The organism is Rhodoplanes azumiensis, assembly GCF_042682915.1.
Lineage (GTDB): Bacteria > Pseudomonadota > Alphaproteobacteria > Rhizobiales > Xanthobacteraceae > Rhodoplanes > Rhodoplanes azumiensis.
Genome location: NZ_JBHUIW010000001.1, coordinates 239,783 through 259,186, shown reverse-complemented (window position 1 = coordinate 259,186; position 19,404 = coordinate 239,783). Strand labels below are relative to the sequence as shown.

The 19,404-nt window shown below is 70.2% G+C and carries 18 protein-coding genes and 1 pseudogene; 4 read left to right on the top strand and 15 right to left on the bottom strand.

Going from position 1 to position 19,404, the window contains the following annotated elements; all coding sequences use genetic code 11:
• Nucleotides 1–151 precede the first annotated feature (151 nt).
• Together ACFSOX_RS01210 and mazG are read left to right on the top strand one after the other, a co-directional pair.
• Nucleotides 152–634 carry a MaoC family dehydratase gene (locus ACFSOX_RS01210; RefSeq protein ID WP_378475966.1) on the top strand — a complete coding sequence of 161 codons (483 nt, stop codon included), beginning with the start codon at nucleotides 152–154 and terminating at the stop codon, nucleotides 632–634.
• A gap of 56 nt (nucleotides 635–690) precedes the next feature.
• Nucleotides 691–1,503: a nucleoside triphosphate pyrophosphohydrolase gene (gene mazG / locus ACFSOX_RS01205; protein ID WP_378476094.1), complete on the top strand. Its 813-nt coding sequence runs from the start codon at nucleotides 691–693 to the stop codon at nucleotides 1,501–1,503.
• 122 nt (nucleotides 1,504–1,625) lie between these two features.
• Here the strand turns inward: mazG and ACFSOX_RS01200 are convergent, their stop codons facing one another.
• From ACFSOX_RS01200 to dusB, 10 genes are all read right to left on the bottom strand, one after another.
• On the bottom strand, nucleotides 1,626–1,826 hold the full coding sequence (locus tag ACFSOX_RS01200) for a hypothetical protein (RefSeq protein WP_378475965.1): 201 nt from the start codon (nucleotides 1,824–1,826) through the stop codon (nucleotides 1,626–1,628).
• A gap of 13 nt (nucleotides 1,827–1,839) precedes the next feature.
• Nucleotides 1,840–2,190 carry a hypothetical protein gene (locus tag ACFSOX_RS01195; RefSeq protein WP_378475964.1) on the bottom strand — a complete coding sequence of 117 codons (351 nt, stop codon included), beginning with the start codon at nucleotides 2,188–2,190 and terminating at the stop codon, nucleotides 1,840–1,842.
• Nucleotides 2,191–2,335: 145 nt separating this feature from the next.
• Nucleotides 2,336–3,682 (bottom strand): GTPase HflX, encoded by a 1,347-nt coding sequence (gene hflX / locus ACFSOX_RS01190; protein ID WP_378475963.1) that lies wholly within the window; start codon nucleotides 3,680–3,682, stop codon nucleotides 2,336–2,338.
• 60 nt (nucleotides 3,683–3,742) lie between these two features.
• On the bottom strand, nucleotides 3,743–3,997 hold the full coding sequence (gene hfq, locus ACFSOX_RS01185) for an RNA chaperone Hfq (protein WP_008385166.1): 255 nt from the start codon (nucleotides 3,995–3,997) through the stop codon (nucleotides 3,743–3,745).
• A gap of 179 nt (nucleotides 3,998–4,176) precedes the next feature.
• Complete coding sequence (locus ACFSOX_RS01180) at nucleotides 4,177–5,034, bottom strand: D-amino-acid transaminase (RefSeq protein ID WP_378475962.1); 858 nt, start codon at nucleotides 5,032–5,034, stop codon at nucleotides 4,177–4,179.
• A gap of 108 nt (nucleotides 5,035–5,142) precedes the next feature.
• A complete protein-coding gene (gene ntrX, locus ACFSOX_RS01175; RefSeq protein WP_378475961.1) occupies nucleotides 5,143–6,513 on the bottom strand; it encodes a nitrogen assimilation response regulator NtrX in 1,371 nt (456 codons plus the stop codon).
• Nucleotides 6,503–8,758: a sensor histidine kinase NtrY-like gene (locus ACFSOX_RS01170; RefSeq protein ID WP_378475960.1), complete on the bottom strand. Its 2,256-nt coding sequence runs from the start codon at nucleotides 8,756–8,758 to the stop codon at nucleotides 6,503–6,505. Before ACFSOX_RS01170 ends, ntrX begins: the two co-directional genes overlap by 11 nt.
• A gap of 183 nt (nucleotides 8,759–8,941) precedes the next feature.
• Nucleotides 8,942–10,384: a nitrogen regulation protein NR(I) gene (gene ntrC / locus ACFSOX_RS01165; protein WP_378475959.1), complete on the bottom strand. Its 1,443-nt coding sequence runs from the start codon at nucleotides 10,382–10,384 to the stop codon at nucleotides 8,942–8,944.
• Nucleotides 10,385–10,386: 2 nt separating this feature from the next.
• Nucleotides 10,387–11,496, bottom strand: a complete 1,110-nt coding sequence (locus ACFSOX_RS01160; RefSeq protein WP_378476093.1) for a two-component system sensor histidine kinase NtrB — start codon at nucleotides 11,494–11,496, stop codon at nucleotides 10,387–10,389.
• Between the two features lie 53 nt (nucleotides 11,497–11,549).
• Entirely contained in the window at nucleotides 11,550–12,584 is a 1,035-nt protein-coding gene (gene dusB, locus ACFSOX_RS01155; RefSeq protein ID WP_378475958.1) for a tRNA dihydrouridine synthase DusB, read from the bottom strand.
• Nucleotides 12,585–12,769: 185 nt separating this feature from the next.
• Between dusB and ACFSOX_RS01150 the strand changes: the two genes are divergently transcribed.
• Together ACFSOX_RS01150 and ACFSOX_RS01145 are read left to right on the top strand one after the other, a co-directional pair.
• Nucleotides 12,770–13,945 carry a bifunctional 2-C-methyl-D-erythritol 4-phosphate cytidylyltransferase/2-C-methyl-D-erythritol 2,4-cyclodiphosphate synthase gene (locus ACFSOX_RS01150; RefSeq protein WP_378475957.1) on the top strand — a complete coding sequence of 392 codons (1,176 nt, stop codon included), beginning with the start codon at nucleotides 12,770–12,772 and terminating at the stop codon, nucleotides 13,943–13,945.
• A gap of 74 nt (nucleotides 13,946–14,019) precedes the next feature.
• Nucleotides 14,020–14,616 (top strand): annotated as a pseudogene (locus tag ACFSOX_RS01145) (CinA family protein); the annotation flags it as partial.
• Here ACFSOX_RS01145 and ACFSOX_RS01140 read toward each other — a convergent pair.
• The 5 genes from ACFSOX_RS01140 to ACFSOX_RS01120 form a co-directional block, all read right to left on the bottom strand.
• Complete coding sequence (locus ACFSOX_RS01140; RefSeq protein ID WP_378475956.1) at nucleotides 14,555–15,034, bottom strand: type II toxin-antitoxin system RatA family toxin; 480 nt, start codon at nucleotides 15,032–15,034, stop codon at nucleotides 14,555–14,557. The pseudogene ACFSOX_RS01145 and the gene ACFSOX_RS01140 overlap by 62 nt on opposite strands.
• Before the next feature lie 5 nt (nucleotides 15,035–15,039).
• Nucleotides 15,040–15,993, bottom strand: a complete 954-nt coding sequence (lipA, locus tag ACFSOX_RS01135) for a lipoyl synthase (RefSeq protein WP_378475955.1) — start codon at nucleotides 15,991–15,993, stop codon at nucleotides 15,040–15,042.
• 346 nt (nucleotides 15,994–16,339) lie between these two features.
• Nucleotides 16,340–17,527 carry a L,D-transpeptidase family protein gene (locus ACFSOX_RS01130; RefSeq protein ID WP_378475954.1) on the bottom strand — a complete coding sequence of 396 codons (1,188 nt, stop codon included), beginning with the start codon at nucleotides 17,525–17,527 and terminating at the stop codon, nucleotides 16,340–16,342.
• Nucleotides 17,528–17,627: 100 nt separating this feature from the next.
• Nucleotides 17,628–18,140, bottom strand: coding sequence for a hypothetical protein (locus ACFSOX_RS01125; protein ID WP_378475953.1), 513 nt, complete (start codon nucleotides 18,138–18,140; stop codon nucleotides 17,628–17,630).
• Between the two features lie 187 nt (nucleotides 18,141–18,327).
• Nucleotides 18,328–19,311: a Bug family tripartite tricarboxylate transporter substrate binding protein gene (locus ACFSOX_RS01120; RefSeq protein WP_378475952.1), complete on the bottom strand. Its 984-nt coding sequence runs from the start codon at nucleotides 19,309–19,311 to the stop codon at nucleotides 18,328–18,330.
• Nucleotides 19,312–19,404: the final 93 nt, after the last annotated feature.

Genomic DNA, 19,404 nt, shown 5'->3' with positions numbered 1-19,404 from the left:
GCCGAGACATTGCCGAGACATTCCGGCTCGCTCCGACGATCGCCGGCCGGCGCCGGCGGATCGCTGGTCGGACCGGCGCATCGCGGGGTCGTCTCGGTGCGCGCCGCCGTCTATGGTGCCGGCCGCACACGCCATGTCGAACGAGTCTGGAATGAGCCAATCGGACTTTGCGGTTCCGGTCGCGGACCGCCACTTCGAGGACTACGTCCCCGGGCGGACCTACGAGTACGGCGCCGTCACGGTGACCGAAGCCGAGATCGTCGAATTCGCCCGCCGCTTCGATCCGCAGACCATGCACACGGATCCGGAGGCCGCCGCGCACGGCGCCTTCGGCGGACTGATCGCGTCGGGCTGGCACACCGCCGCCATGACGATGCGGATGCTCGCAGACGGCTGGCTGACGGCGACCCAGAGCCTCGCCAGCCCCGGGGTCGACGAGCTGCGCTGGAACAAGCCGGTCCGGCCCGGCGACACCCTGCGCATTCGGGTCACCACGGTGTCGGCCGAGCGGTCGCGCTCGAAACCCGATCGCGGGCTGGTACGGTCCTTCGTCGAGGTTCTGAACCAGCGCGACGAAGTGGTGATGAGCATGATCGGGATGGTCCTGATCCGCTGCCGGACGCTTCCGCCGTGATGGACCCCGCCGTGATGGACCCCGCCATGTCGGACCCCGACGAGACGATCCCCGCCTTGACGCCGTCGCGCGACATCGCGCAGCTCCTCCGGATCATGGCGGCGCTACGCACGCCGGGCTCCGGTTGCGCCTGGGATCTCGCCCAGGACTTTTCGTCGATCGCGCCCTACACGATCGAGGAAGCCTACGAGGTCGCCGACGCGATCGCGCGGAACAATCTTCCCGACCTCGCCGAAGAGCTCGGCGATCTGCTGCTTCAGGTGGTCTTTCACGCCCGCATGGCCGAGGAGCAAGGCGCCTTCGATTTCGGTGACGTCGTCTTGGCGATCACCCGGAAGATGCTGCGTCGGCATCCGCATGTGTTCGGTGACGCCACCGGGGAGACGCCCGCCGTGGTGGCCGGCCTGTGGGAGCGCATCAAGGCCGAGGAGAAGGCCGAGCGCGCGGCGCGTGGCAGCGATCGCGACGAGCAGGGCGCGCTGGGAGGGGTTCCGACCGCCCTGCCCGCCCTCACCCGCGCCCTGAAGCTGCAGCAAAAAGCCGGCCGGGTCGGCTTCGACTGGAACGATCCGCGTGCCGTCATCGCGAAGATCCGCGAGGAGACCGACGAGATCGAGGCGGCGCTCGACGCCGCCGACCGTGAGCATGCCGGCGCGGAGGTCGGCGATCTCTTGTTCGCCGTCGTCAACCTGGCGCGCCATCTCGATGCCGATCCGGAGCGCGTTCTTCGAGAGACCAATCAGAAATTCGAGCGCCGCTTCCGCTTCATCGAGCGTGCGCTCGCCGAGCGCGGCAAGACGCCGAGCGAGTCCACGCTCGACGAGATGGATGCGCTGTGGACCGCGGCGAAGGCGGAGGAGCGCCGATAGCCGGGTCGATAGCCGGGTCGATTGATCGCAGGACTGCAGGTCGCCGGCGCCCGGCCCTGTCTCACGAGGTCGGAGCTGCGAGACCGCCGACGAGACCGCCGGATCGATGCGTCCAGGCCGGCTCAGCTCGCGCGCTCGAGCTCGTCCTCGCCGACGACGCGCTCGTACTGCTCCCTGTTGCTCTTCACGCGATAGCGGAATCCACTGTCCTCGAGAGGAAGTTGGCGCGTGATCTCGTAGGGCCCGTCGGCCGTCGCCCGAAATCGGGTCGTGTGGACGAGCCTCACCTGTTGACCGAGCTGATACTTGTGCAGAGTCGCCATTGCTTCCACCTCGCTATTGCGATGCCGTGTCGATCAGCGCAGGCGCGATACGCGCGGCGCCAAGTCGCGAGACGTCGATCCGCGTGACCCAGGCTCTCCCGCATCCGCTGCAGGCCCAATGATGCTCGATCACGCCGCCCGACACGTAATTCGAGCGGCACGGAGCGACCGGCGCGCGTGCGGCACATTCCGGGCAGCGATCCTGCGCCACCCGCGGTTCGTGAGACAGCGCCCGCCGCATCGACGGCGCCGTCCGGTGGAGTCGCTGCCTGTCGTTCTCGCGGATGATGGGAAGCGGATGTGTCACCGACACGGTCGTCTCCTCGATGGGCGGGAAGCACGACCGTAAGGTCAGAAGTGCCACGGCGCGGGTCTTCGATCAGCCTGATATGGGAACGGCAGAGGAGGATGTCGAGGGGCCCAGGCCCCCGGTTCGAGATTCGCCGGCTGACACGAAGCCGCTCGTCCGCCCGAATGTCTCGCCCGGCCGCCTGGCTCGCGTGGCGACGTCAGCTCGCGACGGACGCCCGCACCCGCTCGCCGAACTTCGCCCTCACCTGCCCTTCTCGGCTCGGATGGACGCGCAGATGGATCGTGGTGACGCCGTCGTCCGACGTCGTCGTGTCGAGCACGTCGCCGGTCCGGTGCAGCCAGCTCAAAGCGGCGCCGTCGGCGGCGTCGACCTCGACCGTGAGCGCCACCCGGGTGCGCGCGACGCGCTCCGCGATGGTCGCGACGAGGCCGTCGAGCCCCTCCCCGTCGATCGCCGAGACGAGCCGCGGCCGCCGTTCGGCGGGCCGGCGGGCGGCCAGGTTCTCGAGACGCTCGCGCTCTTCGGGCGCCACCTGGTCGACTTTGTTCCAGACCTCGAGGATGCGCTCGTCCTCCGGCGGGATGCCGAGCTCCGCGAGTACCTGATCGACGTCCTTCGACTGCGCCTGGGTGTCGCCGTGCGACACGTCGCGCACGTGCAGGATCAGGTCGGCCTCGATCACCTCCTCCAGCGTCGCGCGGAAGGCGGCGACCAGCATGGTCGGCAGATCCGAGATGAAGCCGACCGTGTCGGAGAGGATCACGCGCGGACCGTTCGGCAGGTCGACGGCGCGCAGCGTCGGGTCGAGGGTGGCGAACAGCATGTCGGCGGCGAGCACGCCGGACCGCGTCAGCCGGTTGAACAGCGTCGACTTGCCGGCATTGGTGTAACCGACCAGCGCGACGATCGGGTACGGCACCCGCTTGCGGCTGATGCGGTGGAGCGTGCGGGTGCGCTTGACCCCTTCGAGGTCGTGCTCGATGCGCCGGATGCGGTCCTGGATGAGCCGCCGGTCGGTCTCGATCTGGGTCTCGCCCGGGCCGCCGAGGAAGCCGAAGCCGCCGCGCTGGCGTTCGAGATGGGTCCAGGAGCGCACCAGCCGGCTCTTCTGGTAGGTCAGATGCGCCAGCTCGACCTGCAGCGTGCCCTCACGTGTCGCGGCGCGCCGGCCGAAGATCTCCAGGATCAGGCCGGTGCGGTCGAGCACCTTGGTGCTCCAGGCCCGTTCCAGATTGCGCTGCTGCACGGGCGAGAGTGCGCAGTCCATCACCACGAGGCCGATCTCGAGGCTCTTCACCAGGCCGGCGAACTCGTCGACCTTGCCCTTGCCCAGATAGGTGGCGGGCCGGATCGCCGAGAGCATGACGATGCCGCTCTCGACCACGTCGAGATCGATCGCCCGCGCCAGCCCGGTCGCCTCGGCGAGCCGGGCCTCCGGCGCGCGACCGACCGCGTCCGGGCGCACGGAGCCATCGGCTCGGGTCGTGCCGGCCCGCGCCTCGGTGGTGCGCAGATAGGGTCCGATGACGAGACAGCGCGTCATGGCCGCACCCGTCGGGGTCGGCGTCAGGCGCTGCGGGTCGTCGCGGTGTCGTGGCTCCAACTAGGCCTTTTCCGCTGCTTCCTCGGCCCCTTCGAACAGCTGGATCGGGTGACCCGGCATGATGGTCGAGATGGCGTGCTTGTAGACGAGTTGCGAGTGGCCGTCCCGCCGCAGAAGCACACAGAAGTTGTCGAACCAGGTGACAACGCCTTGGAGCTTGACTCCGTTCACGAGAAAAATGGTGAGCGGCGTCTTGTTCTTGCGAACATAGTTCAGGAAGGTGTCTTGTAGGTTTTGTGAGCGATCGGCTGCCATGGCCGTTTGTTTCCGTTGTACTCGCGGTCCCCGTCGCGAGGTGGCTGCTTTTTCGCGCCCGGCGCGCGCCGTCGTTGCAGCGCTCGCAGAGCGTGGGCATCGGTATTAGATTGCACCGCGGTAACGAGCGCAAGCCCAAGCTGGTCGATTACCGCCTGAATTCGCAGCAGCTTCGTCCGTCAGGAGAATTCGGCGTGGGCATGGAAGGCGGCGCGCAGCCGCACCGCGACCGGCCCGGGCACCCCGCCGGCGACCGGCTGGCCGTCGATCCGCACCACCGGCATGACGATCTGGCTCGCGGCCGTGACGAAGGCTTCGCGGGCCGCCAGGGCCTCGGCGACCGTGAACGGGCGTTCGACCAGGATCAGGCCCTCGGCCGTCGCCACATCCTTGACCACCTCGCGGGAGATGCCGCGCAAGATGTCCGGACCGACCGGTCGGGTGACCAGCTCACCCTGCCCGGTGACGATCCAGGCGTTCGACGAGGCCCCCTCGGTGACGAAGCCGTCGCGGTCGACGAACCACGCCTCGCGGGCGCCCTGCTCCCGCGCCGCCTGCTTGGCGAGCACGTTGGGCAAGAGGGCGATGGCCTTGATGTCGACCCGCGCCCAGCGGGTCTCCGGCACGGTGACGACCGCGATGCCGGCGCGCGCCGCTGTCTCGCCGGCCGCCGGATCGATCCGCTTGGCGGAGACGACGAGGCTCGGCCGGGTGCCGGGCGGCGGGAAGCCGTGGTCGCGGCGGGCGACCCCGCGGGTGATCTGCAGATAGACGAGCCCGTCGCGGACCCGGTTGCGCCGCACCGCCTCGTGCAGGACGACGCTCAGCGCGGAGAGCGGCAGCGGCAGCGGGATGCGCAGCTCCGACAGCGAGCGCACGAGGCGCTCGGTGTGGCGGCGCTCGTCGACGAGCCGCCCGCCCCGCACCTCGCAGACCTCGTAGACACCGTCGGCGAACTGATAGCCGCGGTCCTCGACATGGACGACGGCGGAGCGGAACGGCCGCCACCGGCCGTTCACGTAGACGACACGAGACATGACGTGATCAGAACAAATCGACGTTTCCGCGAAACGTCGATTCGTTCGTTCCTTCTTGTCGGAGCATGATCCGATCCGAAAGCCGGAGGCCACCTTTCGGGATCATGCTCAGTCCATTCCCAGGGCCTTGAGCTTCCGGTGCAGGGCCGAACGTTCCATGCCGACGAATTCGGCGGTGCGCGAGATGTTGCCGCCGAACCGGCTGATCTGGGCGCGCAGATACTCCCGCTCGAAGGCCTCGCGGGCGTCGCGCAGCGGCATGCCCATCAGATGCTCGCCGCCGTTGCCGCGCGGCATCGCCGGCACCATCGAGCCGACGTCGGGCGGCAGCATCGACGCCGTGATGATGGCGTCCGGGTCGCCGCCGGCGAGAATCATCAGCCGCTCGACATTGTTTCGCAGCTGGCGAACGTTGCCGGGCCAGTCGTGCGACTGCAGCACGGCGAGCGCATCGTCGCCGATCCGGCGCTTGGGCAGACCGGTCGCCTGCGAGATTTGATCCTGGAAATGCTCGACGAGATCCGGGATGTCGTCGCGCCGTTCGGCGAGCGGCGGCACCCGGATCGGCACCACCGAGAGGCGGTGATAGAGATCCTCGCGGAACCGCCCGGCGGCGATCTCCTCCTCCAGGTTTCGCCCCGTCGAGGAGACGATACGGACGTCGACGGCCACCTTGGTGGTGCCGCCGACCCGCTGGAACTGCTGATCGACGAGAACCCGCAGGATCTTGCTCTGCGTCTCCCGCGGCATGTCGGCGATCTCGTCGATGAACAGCGTGCCGCCGTGAGCTTCCTCCAGGGCGCCGACCTTGCGGGTCTCGCTGCCGTTCGATTGCTCGATGCCGAACAGCTCCACCTCCATCCGCTCCGGCGTGATGGCGGCGGCGTTGATCACGACGAACGGACCGCTGGCGCGGCCCGAAAGGGCGTGCACGGTGCGCGCCGTCAGCTCCTTGCCGGCGCCGGACGGCCCGACGATGAGAATGCGGCTGTTGGTCGGCGAGACCTTCTCGATCGTCTGGCGCAGGTGGTTGATGGCGGTCGAGCGGCCGACCAACGTGGTCGGGAACGGGGCGAGCTGCTTGAGCTCCTTCACCTCGCGCTTGAGCCGCGACGTCTCCAGGGCGCGGTCGGCGACCAGCACCAGCCGGTCGGCCTTGAACGGCTTCTCGATGAAGTCGTAGGCGCCCTGCTTGATGGCAGCGACCGCGGTCTCGATGTTGCCGTGGCCCGAGATCATCACCACGGGAAGCTCGGGATTCTCCGCCTTGATGGTGGAGAGGAGCTGCAGCCCGTCGAGCTTCGAGCCCTGAAGCCAGATGTCGAGGAACACCAGGCTCGGGCGCCGCGCCTGGATGGCCTTCAGCGCATCGTCGGAGTCGCGGGCCGTGCGGGTGCCGTAGCCCTCGTCCTCCAGGATGCCGGCCACCAGCTCGCGGATGTCGGCCTCGTCGTCGACGATCAGGATGTCAGACGCCATGTCGTTGCTCGCCCTGCTGCTGGTCTTGATCGGCGGTGGCCGGTTCGGCGGCGAAACGCAGACGGAACCAGGCGCCGCGCCGGCCCGGCTCGCGCTCGGCTGCGTCGTGCAGCTCGATGCGTCCGCCGTGCTCCTCGAGAATCTTCCCGACGATCGCGAGACCGAGCCCGGTGCCCTTCTCGCGGGTCGTCACATAGGGCTCGAGCAGACGCCGCCGGTTCTCCTTCGGCAGCCCGATCCCGTTGTCGATCACGTCGATCACGATGTCGCTCCCCTCCCGCGCCGCGGCGACGTGGATATGGCCCTTGTCGAGCTCGGCGGGCGGGACCGCGGCGATCGCTTCGGTCGCGTTCTTGATGATGTTGGTCAATCCTTGCGAGATCAGGCGCCGGTCGAATCGTGCCGGCATCGGACCGTCGGGGATGTCGGCGGTGATTTCGACATCGGCGTGACCGACTCGCATCAGGAACACGGCCTGGCGCACCGTGTCGGCGACGTCCTCCTCGGTCATCACCGGCTTCGGCATGCGGGCGAAGCGCGAGAACTCGTCGACCATGCGGCGGATGTCCTCCACCTGCCGGACGATCGTGTCGGTGCACTGCTCGAAGATTTGTTTGTCCTCGACGATCACCTTGCCGTACTTGCGGCGCAGGCGCTCGGCCGAGAGCTGGATCGGGGTCAGCGGGTTCTTGATCTCGTGGGCGATGCGACGCGCGACGTCGGCCCAGGCCGAGGTGCGCTGCGCCGTGACCAGATCCGTGATGTCGTCGAGCGTGAACACGTAGCCGTGCTCGGGATCGGCCGACTGCTCGGTGGTCATCCGCACCGAGACGGTGCGCTCCCGCCCCGCCCGGTTGATCGAGGCCTGCCCCTGCGCGAAACGTTGCCCGGTTGTGCGGGCGGAGAGGAACATGTCGGCGAGCTCGGGCAGCACCTCGGCGAGCGGCTTGCCGAGCACCTCCTGCTCGGTCGCCCCGATCAGCTTCTCGGCCGAGCGGTTGAGGATGCTGATCCGCCCGTCGGCCCCGACGCCGACGACGCCGGCGCTGGCGCCCGCGAGCACGGCCTCGGTGAACCGCCGCCGGCTGTCGATCACGTCACGCGCCCGCACGATGTCGTCGCGCTGGGTGCGCAGCTCGGACGTCATCTTGTTGAAGGTCTCGCCGAGCTGGGCGAGATCGCCCTCGGACTGGCGCACCGGCACCTGGACGTAGAGATTGCCGGTCGAGACCACGTTGGCGGCGCCGATCAGGCGACGGATCGGCGCGACCAGCCGGTTGGCGAAGTTGAAGCCGATCCACACGGCCGAGAGCAGCACGGTGAGCGCGATGACCGTGAACATCAGGGCGAAGGCGATCTGCACGCCGAGCCGCCGCTTCTCCAGCTCCGCGAACTCCGAGACGGTCGTCTGCGTCTCGCGGAACTGGGAGACGACGAGCGGATTGAGCGGCCGGGCGACGAACAGGGTCGTGTCGTCGTAGTTGCGCAGCTTGATCGCCCCGGCGACGTAGTTCGAATCCGGGTTGACGATCACCTGCGGCTCGGCCTCGCCGACGCCGGCCAGCATGGCGGCGGACGGGCGCGGCGCCTCGTGCGCGAGCTTGATGTCGGCGCGCTCGATCACGGCCAGGTTCTTGTCGAGCAGCACGGCGATCGGCAGCCCGCGCACCTGGGCCTGCGCCGTGAAGAACTGGCGGAAGCGGTCGCGATCCTGGTCGAACAGCGGCCGGGCGCGGCCGACGTCGAAGGCCATCGCCTGCGTCTCGCTGCGCAGCGACTGGGCGTGCTCGTTGAGATAGACCTCGGCGACGACCAACGAGTTGGCGATGACGCCGCGGGTGCGCTGGGTGAAGAAGCGGTCGAGGCCACGGTCGAGCGTGATCGAGGCGACCACGGCGACCAGGATGGCGGGCGCCGCCGCGATCACCGAGAACAGCCCGACGATGCGCACGTGCAGCCTCGCGCCGGCGGTGCCACGCCGGCGCGCTTGGACGATCTGCCAGACCTCGCGGCCGATCACGCCGAGCAGCAGCGCCACCGCCGTGCCGTTGACCATCAGCAGGCTGACGACGACGTTGTGGGTCGGCACGATCGGGGTCAGGCCGGCGAGCACCAGAAAGGTGACGAGCGCCGACAGCAGCGCGGCCGCGACACCGATCGGCCCGAGGATACGGGTTCCGGAGCCGCTGCCCGGCTTGACCACCTCGGCCAGCCCGGCGCTCGTCGCCTCGTCAACGCTCGCCATGCACCCCCCTCGGCCGCATCGACTCCGACGCGCCGTCATTGCCTCTCAGGCTGAGGCATTTGTACAACAATGTTGCCGAATTGAGACGAATCCACGGCGCCCTCGTCTTCACGAGAGCGCGAGCGGATCGCGAGGAGCGGCCGAGCCCGGGCGGCCGAACAGGTCGGTCGGGACGCGAGCCGATCAGGTGCTCGTGCGGATCACCCGGATGTCGAGGTCGCGGATCTTCTTGCGCAGCGTGTTGCGGTTGACGCCCAGCAGCTCGGCGGCGCGAATCTGATTGCCGCGGGTGGCGACCAGGGCGGCGGAGAGCAGCGGGTGCTCCACCTCGCGCAGCACGCGATGGTAGAGGCCGGGCGGCGGCAGGCCGTCGTTGAAGCCGCCGAAATAGCGCGTCAGATGGCGCTCCACGGCCGCGGACAGGTTCTCGTCGGGGCGCGGCTCGTCGCTGCTCGCCGTGGTCGTCGGCTGGGCGAGCTCGCCGTCGATGACGGCCGCCGTGATGGTCTCCTGCGGATACAGCGCGGCCAGACGGCGGGCGAGGTTCTCCAGTTCGCGCACGTTGCCGGGCCAGCGGTAGCGCTTGAGGCGGTCGAGCGCGGCCTTCTCGATCTGCTTGGCCGGCAGACCTTCCCGCTCGGCGATGGCGAAGAAGTGGTGGATGAGGTCGGGGATGTCCTCGGTGCGCTCGCGCAACGGCGGCAGGCGCAGCGGCACGACGTTGAGGCGGAAGAACAGATCCTCGCGGAACAGCCCCTGTTGGATGAGGATCCGCAAGTCCTTGTTGGTCGCCGCGATGATGCGCACGTCGGTCTTGATCGGGGTGCGGCCGCCGACCGTCGTGTACTCGCCCTGCTGCAGCACGCGCAGCAGGCGGGTCTGCGCCTCCATCGGCATGTCGCCGATCTCGTCGAGGAACAGCGTGCCGCCCTCGGCCTGCTCGAAGCGGCCGGCGCTGCGCGAATTGGCGCCCGTGAACGCCCCCTTCTCGTGACCGAACAGCTCGGACTCGATGAGGTCGCGCGGGATCGCCGCCATGTTGATGGCGACGAAGGTGCCGCTGCGCCGCTTGCCGTAGTCGTGCAGGGCGCGGGCGACCAGCTCCTTGCCGGTGCCGGACTCGCCCGTGATCATCACGGTCAGGTCGGTCTGCATCAGGCGGGCGAGCAGACGATAGATCTCCTGCATGGCCGGCGAGCGGCCGACCAGCGGGATCGCCTCCATCTCCTCCGGCGCCGGCGCCTTGACGGCGACCTCCTTGGGCTCGGCGAGCGCCCGGCCGACGATGGTGATCAGCTCCTTCAGGTCGAAGGGCTTGGGCAGATACTCGTAGGCGCCGCGCTCGGAGGCGCGGATCGCCGTCATGAAGGTGTTCTGCGCGCTCATCACGATCACCGGCAGGTCGGGCCGGAGCTTCTTGATGCGCGGCAGGAAGTCGAAGGCGTTCTCGTCCGGCATCACCACGTCGGTGATGACGAGGTCGCCCTCGCCCTGGCTCACCCAGCGCCACAGGGTCGCGGCGTTGCCCGTCGAGCGGACCTCGTAGCCCGCCCGCGACAGGGCCTGGTTGAGCACCGTGCGGATCGCGGCGTCGTCGTCGGCGACCAGAACTCGACCGGTGGGCATCGTCATCCTCGCGAGGGCGGACCGCCGCGCTCGGCGGCGTCGTCGCCCGTGTACATCGGCATCAGAACGCTGAACGAGGTCCGGCGCGGCTGCGATTCGCACTCGACGATGCCGCCGTGGTCCCCGATGATCTTGGCGACCAGCGCCAGGCCGAGGCCCGTGCCGGTCGGCTTGGTGGTCATGAACGGCTCGAACAGATGCGGCCGGAGATCCTCCGGCACGCCGGGGCCGTTGTCCTTGACGCAGAACTCGAGCGGCAGCGACACCCGCGTCTTGCTGCCCGGCAGCGAGAGGCGCACGCCGGGCCGGAACGCCGTGGTGAGATGGATCTCGCCGTCGGTCGCGTTCGGGCCGATCGACTCGGCGGCGTTCTTCACCAGATTGAGGAACACCTGCACGAGCTGGTCGCGGTTGCCGAGAATCGCCGGCAGCGACGGGTCGTAGTCCTCGACGAAGCGGATGTGACGGGCGAAGCCCGACTGGGCGAGCCGCTTCACGTGCTCGAGCACGACATGGATGTTGACCGGCTCGCGATCGACCGGGCGCTTGTCGGCGAACACCTCCATGCGGTCGACCAGCTTCACGATGCGGTCGGCCTCGTCGCAGATGAGGCGCGTCAGCGTGCGGTCGTCGTCGCTCGCCGACTGCTCCAGGAGCTGGGCGGCGCCGCGGATGCCCGACAGCGGGTTCTTGATCTCGTGCGCCAGCATGGCGGCGAGCGCCGTCACCGAGCGGGCGGCGCCGCGATGGGTGAGCTGGCGGTCCATCTTCTCGGCGATCGAGCGGAGCTGCAGCATCACGACGACGTGGCCGGGCTGCTCGGGGACGGGCGCGACGTGCAGGTCGACGATGCGCTCGCCCGGCATGCGCGGGGTGGCGAGATCGACCTTGTACTCGTTGACGGCGGCGCCGCGCGCCCGCACCTGCTCGATCAGGGCCAGCACGGGGCTGCCGAACGGCACCAGGTCGCGCAGCTTGTAGCGGCGCAGGAACGGCGCCGACATGTCGAAGAAATGCTCGGCCGCCGTATTGGCGTCGGCGATCTCGCCGTCCGGCCCGACCACGACGACGGAATGCGGCAGCGAGTTGAGCACCGCCTCGGCCGACGACATGCCGAGCGGACCCTGGCCGGACCAGTGCGGGCGAGCTTCGATGGGGGCGGATTTCATGCGGCGACCTTCCACTTGAACGCGGCATATGCGTCGCGCAGCCGGCCCTGGACCTCGGCCGGCTCGTCGATGGTGAGCACCCTGGCCCGCCACGCCTTGACGTCGGCGGGCGACACCCCGGCGTCTGCGGCAGCGGCGTCGAGCGCCCAGCCGAGATGCTTGCGGGCCTGCCGCCCGCCGAGAGGCGTGCCGTAGAGGGTCAGCATCTCGTCGTGGAGCTGCAGGAGCCAGCCGAGCTGAGTGTCGAGATCGGGGCCGGCCTCGCGCCGTCCGGTGGCGAGGAAGCGGGCGATCCGGCCGGGCAGCCACGGCTTCCCGCACGCCCCGCGGCCGACCATCACGGCGTCGGCGCCGGAGCGGGCGAGCGCCGTGACGGCGTCGTCCTCCGACCTGATGTCGCCGTTGACGACCACGGGAATCGAGACCGCGTCCTTGACGGCCCGCACCGCGTGCCAGTCCGCCGTGCCGGTGTAGAACTGGTTGCGGGTGCGCCCGTGCACCGTGACGAGTCGGACGCCGGCCTGCTCGGCCCGGCGGGCGAGCGCCGGGGCGACGATCGAGGTCTCGTCCCAGCCGAGCCGCATCTTCAGCGTGACCGGGATGGCGACCGCGCTCACGGTCGCCTCGATCAGCGAGACGGCGTGGTCGAGGTCGCGCATCAGCGCGGCGCCGGCCTCGCCGCTGGTCACGTTGCGGGCCGGGCAGCCCATGTTGATGTCGACGATGTCGGCCCCTGCCCCGGCGGCGATGCGGGCGCCCTCGGCCATCCAGCGCGCCTCGCGGCCGGCGATCTGGACGACGTGCAGGCCGACCCCGTGGCCCTCCAGACGGAGCTGGGCCAGCGCCTTGCCGGCCACCAGGGCCGAGGTCGCCGTCATTTCCGAGACGACGAGGCCCGCCCCGAGCCTTGCCACGAGGCGCCGGAACGGTGCATCCGTAATGCCGCACATGGGCGCGAGGAAGACGGGATTCGGAAGTGCGATCGAGCCCACCGTCAGGTCGCGTGAGGGTCGGGGGCTGTGAGAATGCATACGTGCCTAGTCTTTGGGCGTAGCCGTGATTTGCATAGACCTTAGCCATTCCATGCGCCAAATCAAGCCTCCCGAACAGGCACACTTAAGCCCAAGTCACCGCCGGTGATGACGAAACAACGCCACGAGAGCCCGTAACTCGGTTCAACCGACGCACTAGAGAATTCGGTCAGGAGCTTGAAATCATGAGTCGAGTGGCAGCCGTCGTGGTCGCCGGAGGACGCGGCCTGCGGGCCGGCGGCGACGTTCCGAAGCAGTACCGCTGCATCGGCGGCATGGCGGTTATTCGTCGCACACTCTTGGCGTTCACTGCCCATCCCGGCATCGCCGTCGTCCAGCCGGTGATCCATCCCGACGACGAGGCCCGTTTCGCGAGTGCCGCGGCAGGGCTCCCGGTGCTCACCCCGACCTACGGCGGCACCACCCGGCAGGCCTCCGTGCATGCCGGCCTGGAGGCCCTCGCCGACCACGCGCCCGAGATCGTGCTGGTGCACGATGCGGCGCGGCCGTTCGCTTCGCCGGCCCTGCTCGACCGAGCGATCGCGGCCGGCCGGGGCGGGGCCGCGATCCCGGGGCTCGTGGTCAGCGACACCGTCAAGGTGGTCGACGGCGCCGGTCTCGTCGTCGAGACGCTCGACCGCAGCCGCCTGCGAACCGTGCAGACCCCGCAGGCGTTCCGGTTCGACGCCCTGCTCGCCGCCCATCGCGCGGCGGCCGCGGCGGGCCGCGACGACTTCACCGACGACGCCGCGCTCGCCGAATGGGCCGGGCTGCCGGTCGCGATCTTCGAGGGGGAGGCCACCAACGTGAAGCTCACCACGCCGGACGACTTCCGCCGCGCCGAGGCGGAGCTGCTCGCCGAGCTCGGCGACGTTCGGGTCGGCTCCGGCTACGACGTCCACGCCTTCGCCGCGACCGGCGACCATGTCTGGCTCGGCGGCGTCAAGATCCCGCACGACCGTTCGGTCGAGGGCCATTCCGACGCCGACGTCGCGCTCCATGCGCTGGTCGACGCCATCCTGGGGGCGCTGGCCGAGGGCGACATCGGCGTCCACTTCCCGCCGAGCGACCCACGATGGAAGGGCGCCTCCTCGGACCGCTTCCTCGCCTATGCGGTCGAGCGGGTGACGGCGCGCGGCGGCCGGATCGCCCATGTCGACCTCACCCTGGTGGCCGAGGCGCCGCGGCTCGGCCAGTATCGCGACGCCATCCGGGCGCGGGTCGCCGAGATCGTCGGTCTCTCGGTCGATCGGGTCGGGCTGAAGGCGACCACCAGCGAGAAGATGGGCTTCATCGGCCGCCGCGAGGGGCTGGTCGCCTATGCGACGGCGACGGTCCGCCTGCCCTGGACGACGCCGTGACCGAGACGCCCGTCACGCCCGGGGCGTTCGGCGCCACGACGACGGCCGCCCCGAACTCCGACCCCGTCACCGAACTGGCCCGGCGGGTGCTCGACATCTGCCGGGCGCGGCGCCTGACGCTCGCCACGGCCGAGTCCTGCACGGGCGGGCTCGTCGCCGGGGCGCTCACCGCCGTCGCCGGCGCGTCGGACGTGGTCGAGTCCGGCTACGTCACCTATTCGAATGCCGCCAAGGAGCGCCTGCTCGGCGTGCCGCACGACACGCTGGTCCGGCACGGGGCGGTGAGCCGGGAGACCGCCGAGGCGATGGCGCTCGGGGTGCTGGCGCACGCGCCGGTCGACCTGTCGGTCGCGATCACCGGGATCGCCGGCCCGGGCGGCGGCACGGACGAGAAGCCGGTCGGCCTCGTCCATTTCGCCGCGGCGCTGCGCGGCCGCCAGCTCGTCCACCGCGAATGCCGCTTCGGCGATCGCGGCCGTGAGGCGGTGCGGCGCGCCGCCGTGCTGGAGGCGCTGTCGATGCTGGAGCAGCTCGCCGACCGGCGGTCGGTGCGACGTTAGATCGGCCCCTCGGCCGCGCGCCGGGGGCGGCACCACCCCGCGACGGCGCCTATTCCGCGACCATGGCGGAGCGCCCGCCGGTGCCGTAGACGACGTCGGCGCGCGCCTCGAAGGCGCCGGCGAACTTGCGGAACGCCGCGTCGAACACGGCGCCCATCAGATGCGACAGCATCCGGCTCTTGAACTCGTAGTCGATGTAGAACTCGACCTCGCACGCCGTGTCACCGAGCGGCTTGAAGGTCCAGCGGTTGGACAGAACCTTCAGCGGACCCTCGAGATAGTCGACCGCGATGAACAGCTCCGGCCGGTTCATCGTGACCTTGGTGGTGAAGTGCTCGTGGAAGACCTTGTAGGACACGGTCATCCGGGCGATCGCCGTCTCGATCCCCTCGCCCACCGGGGTGCGGCCGCGCACCTTCATGCCGGTGCACAGCGGCACGAACTCCGGATAGCTGTCCATGTCGGCGACGAGCTCGAACATCCTTTCGGCCGCGTGGTGGACGCGGCGGCGGGCGCGGAAGCGCGGCATGGCGCTCAGCGCCTTCCGGCGCGGGCGGCCTGCAGGCGACGGAAATCGTCGCCCGCATGGTGCGAGGAGCGGGTCAGCGGCGAGGCGGAGACCATCAGAAACCCTTTTGCGTAGGCAATCGTCTCGAGCGACTTGAACTCGTCGGGCGTCACAAAGCGGGCCACCGGATGGTGCTTGCGGGTCGGCTGCAGGTACTGGCCGATGGTGAGGAAATCGACGTCGGCGGCGCGCAGGTCGTCCATCACCTGAAGAATCTCGTTCCGGGTCTCGCCGAGCCCGACCATGATGCCGGACTTGGTGAACATCGTCGGATCGATCTCCTTGACCTGCTGCAGCAACCGGATCGAGTTGAAGTAGCGGGCGCCCGGCCGCACCGTCAGATAGAGCGACGGCACCGTCTCCAGATTGTGGTTGAACACGTCGGGCTTGGCCGCGACCACCACCTCGGCGGCGCCGGCCTTGCGCAGGAAGTCCGGGGTCAGAACCTCGATCGAGGTCTGCGGGGCGCGGGCCCGGATCGCCCGGATCACGGCGGCGAAATGCGCCGCGCCGCCGTCGGGAAGATCGTCGCGATCGACCGAGGTGACAACGACATGCGAGAGGCCGAGCGTCGCGGTCGCCTCCGCCGCCCGGGCCGGCTCGTCGGGATCGAGCGGCTTCGGGATGCCGGTCGAGACGTTGCAGAACGCGCAGGCGCGCGTGCAGGTCTCGCCCATGATCATCAGCGTGGCGTGCTTCTTCTCCCAGCACTCGCCGATGTTCGGGCAGCCGGCCTCCTCGCAGACGGTGTGCAGGCCGTGCGCCCGCACGATCCCGTGGGTCTCGCCGTAGCCCTTCGACACCGGCGCCTTGACCCGGATCCAGTCGGGTTTTCGCAGGACCGGCTGGTCCGGACGGTTGGCCTTTTCCGGGTGTCGCGGGCGCTGCGGCCCGCCGACGGTGTCGAGCACGACGACCATGGCGACCTTTCGGGGCGATTGTGGGGTCTACTTACGCATCGCCGCCGACGACCGCAAGGCGGCGCCCTGCCCCGCGGCCGGCGCGGGCGAGCGGCCGGCGGCTGCCCCCGGCTTCGCGGGCGGCGAGCGCCGCGGCCGACAGCCGCGGGGGCGCGATCCAGGCGGACGGCATCGGGGGTCCGGAGGGTTTGGGTCGGGGGTCGGTCGCGCGTCGTCGGTGCCCGGTCATCGTCGCCTCTTACGGTCTCCCGTGTCTGACGGTCTCCCGTGGTCGAGCGCCGCGAAACCCGGGACCGCGGCACGGCCGACGAACGACGGCGTCGGCCGCGGGCCCCTGCCCGCCCGTTCAAAACGCGGTGCCGAACCATTTGGTCGCCAGCGACCCGTCGTCGTCGACATAGGGGATCGGCGGCAGCGTCGGCAGGTGCGAGGCGTAGGGCATCACCTTGGCGAGCGGGATGATCACCCGGAAGAAGCGGGCGCGGAAGCTGTCGTGCATGCCGCCGTCGAGGCCGGTGTAGATCGGCGCGGCCGGCACGCCGTCGGCGATCTGCTGGGCGACGAGGCGGTCGGTCTCGGCCGCGTCGGCGCGCTGCTTCTCCTGGGCCGGGCCGGCGATCTTGGGGTCGACCATATGGGGCGGGCATTTCCCAACCGGATCGAACACGAACGGCGCCGCTGCGTTGGGCAGCGGCTTCGCGTCGAACACGTAGCGGCGCTCGCACACGTCGACCCGCGGCTCGCGGCGCGACGTCTCGAAGTGATCGTTGCCGATCTTCAGCATCGTCCAGAACGGCAGGTTCGGGCTGTCGCGGTGGCGCGCCAGATTCGCCGGCGTGAGGCGGAACGGATAGGCCTGGACCTGGAACCACGGCCGGCCGGCGAGCGCGTCGCGGGCGAGCCCGTAAATCTCCTCGATCTGCGGGTCGGTCATGGCGAAGCAGCCGGCCGAGGCGCAGATCCCGTGGATCATCAGCAGGCTGCCGGTGCGGCCGTTGGCGCGGTCGAAGGCGTTCGGGTAGCCGGTGTTGATGGCGAGATGAAAGGCGGAGTGCGGGTTCATCAGCGCTGGCGTGACCGTGTAGAACCCTTCCGGAGCCTGCCGGTCGCCCTCGAACTGCTTCGGCCCGAGATCGCCCGACCACCGGCAGATCGGATAGGTCTTCAGGTGCTGGAAGCGCCCGCTCGTGTCCTGCTTCCACACCTCGAGCTCCGCCTCCTCCTTGAAGACGCGCAGCACGATCGGCGAATTTTTCGGCATCCGCTTCTCACGGAGCAGCGCCAGCAGGGCCGGCGGCAGCTCGCGCGTCGCCTTGGCGGGCAGCGGCTTCTTCTCGGTCTCGGCCGGCCGTCCCTGATCCGGCCGCCGCGCGTCGTCGGCCGGCCTGGCCGCGGGCTGTCCCGCCGCCGACTGGCCGGACGCCGACTGGCCGGCCTGGGCGAGTGCCGATACCGGCACGGCGACGGTCGCCGGCGCCCCGGCGGCGAGTGCCACGGCCACCATGCGTGCGCGAACACCCGTGACGCGGATCATCGCCATCGCCTCCCCCGGTCGGCCGGATCTGCGATGCGCTCGCGGCATTCCTATGGCGCCCCGACCGCACCGGGGCGCGCCACACGGAAGACCGCCTCGTTCACGGCCCGGCGGCGCGGGACAGGATCGTCGCCATGAAGGCGCCGGGCGGCTGGCCGGCCGTCTCCGCTTGGCGGCGCAGCCGGTCGTAGACGGCGGGCGGCAGCGGCACGTCGGCGAGGATCTCGGCCCCCTGCGGCAGCGCGGCGGCGCCGAGCGCGCGGTAGACGGCGCGGTCGAACTGCCGCATCAGCCGCCATCGCTGCGCCGGCGTCGCGCTCGTGCGGGCGACGATCGGGCAATAGGCGCCGATCAGCATGTCGCCGATCAGGTCGTCGGAGGCCGACGGGGCCGCCGCCTTCGCCCGTGCGACGAGGCCGCCGACCTCGTCGGCGAGATCGGCGGCGTTGCCGCTGGTGAGCCGGCCGATCTGGCGGTCGTCGATGGCGAGCGGCGGCACGCCGCCGGAGCCGATCACCGGGCAGTCGAGCCCCGCCGCCCGCGCCGGCGCCGCCGCCGACAGCCCGATCAGAACGGCGGCGACGAGGACCGCACCCGGCGTTCCGGCACGCATGGCCACCTCCCACGAGTTGTTCCGGCGCGAGGGTGCCACGGACCAGGAGGCCGGCCAAGCGCCCCGAACACGCCACGACGGGCGGACCCTCAAGGATCCGCCCGTCGGGGTCGCGCCGTCACGGGGGTTCGGGCGGCGCACGCGGCCCGTCGGGCCGCACTCGGTCGTTCACGCCGGTCGTTCAGGCTCAGTTGTTCAGATTGATGACGCCGGTCTTGGCGATCTCGGCCCAGCGCGCCGAATCCTTCTTCATGAACGCGGCGAACTCGGCCGGGGTGTTGCCGACCGGGCGGGCGCCCTCGCCTTCCAGGCGCTGCTTGACGAGCGGCGTGTTGATCGCGTCGACGGTCGTCTTGCGCAACGTCTCGATCACGTCCTTGGGCGTGCCGGCCGGCACCACGAAGCCGTACCAAGCGGTCGACTCGTAGTCGGGCCAGCCGCTCTCGGCGACGCTCGGCACGTCGGGCAGCACGGCGATGCGCTCCTTCGAGGTGACGGCCAGCGGCCGCAGGAGCTTGCCCTCGATCATGCCGAGCACCGAGGGGATCGTCGTCACCATGAACTGGGTCTGGGCGCCGAGCAGATCGTTGAGGGCGGGACCGGCGCCCTTGTAGGGCACGTGGACGGTCTCGATCTTGGCGACGACGTTGAGCAGCACGGCGGCGAGATGGCTCGCCGAGCCGTTGCCGGCGGAGCCGTAGGTGAGCTTGCCCGGATTGGCCTTGGCGTAGGCGATGAGCTGCTTGACGTCGGTGAACTCCGACTTCGGCGGCACCACGACGACCAGCGGTGCCGCCGCGATCAGCGTGATCGGATCGAAGGCGGTCAGCGGGTTCACCTTCAGGTTCTTGAAGATGTGCGGGTTGACGGCCATCGGCCCCTGGTTGGCCTGCAGCATCGTGTAGCCGTCGGCCGGCGCCGAGGCGACGTTCTGGGTGGCGAGATTGCCGCCGGCGCCCGTGATGTTCTCCACCACCACGGACCAGCCCGCCTTCTCGGTCATCGCCTGCGCCACGACGCGGGCGAGCGCGTCGGTGCCGCCGCCGGCCGCGTAGGGCACCACGAGGCGGATCGGCCGCGCCGGAAAGGCCTGCGCGCGCAGGATCGCGGGCGCGGCGGCGACGAAGGGCACGGCGAGCAGGCCGGCACAGAGCTGGCGGCGGTCCATCATGGTGTCTCTCCCGGATATCGTGCGTCTGTTCGACGGTTCGATGGTGTTTTCGGTCTTCACGGCAAGGTTCGTCAGACGAGGACCAGGGGGACG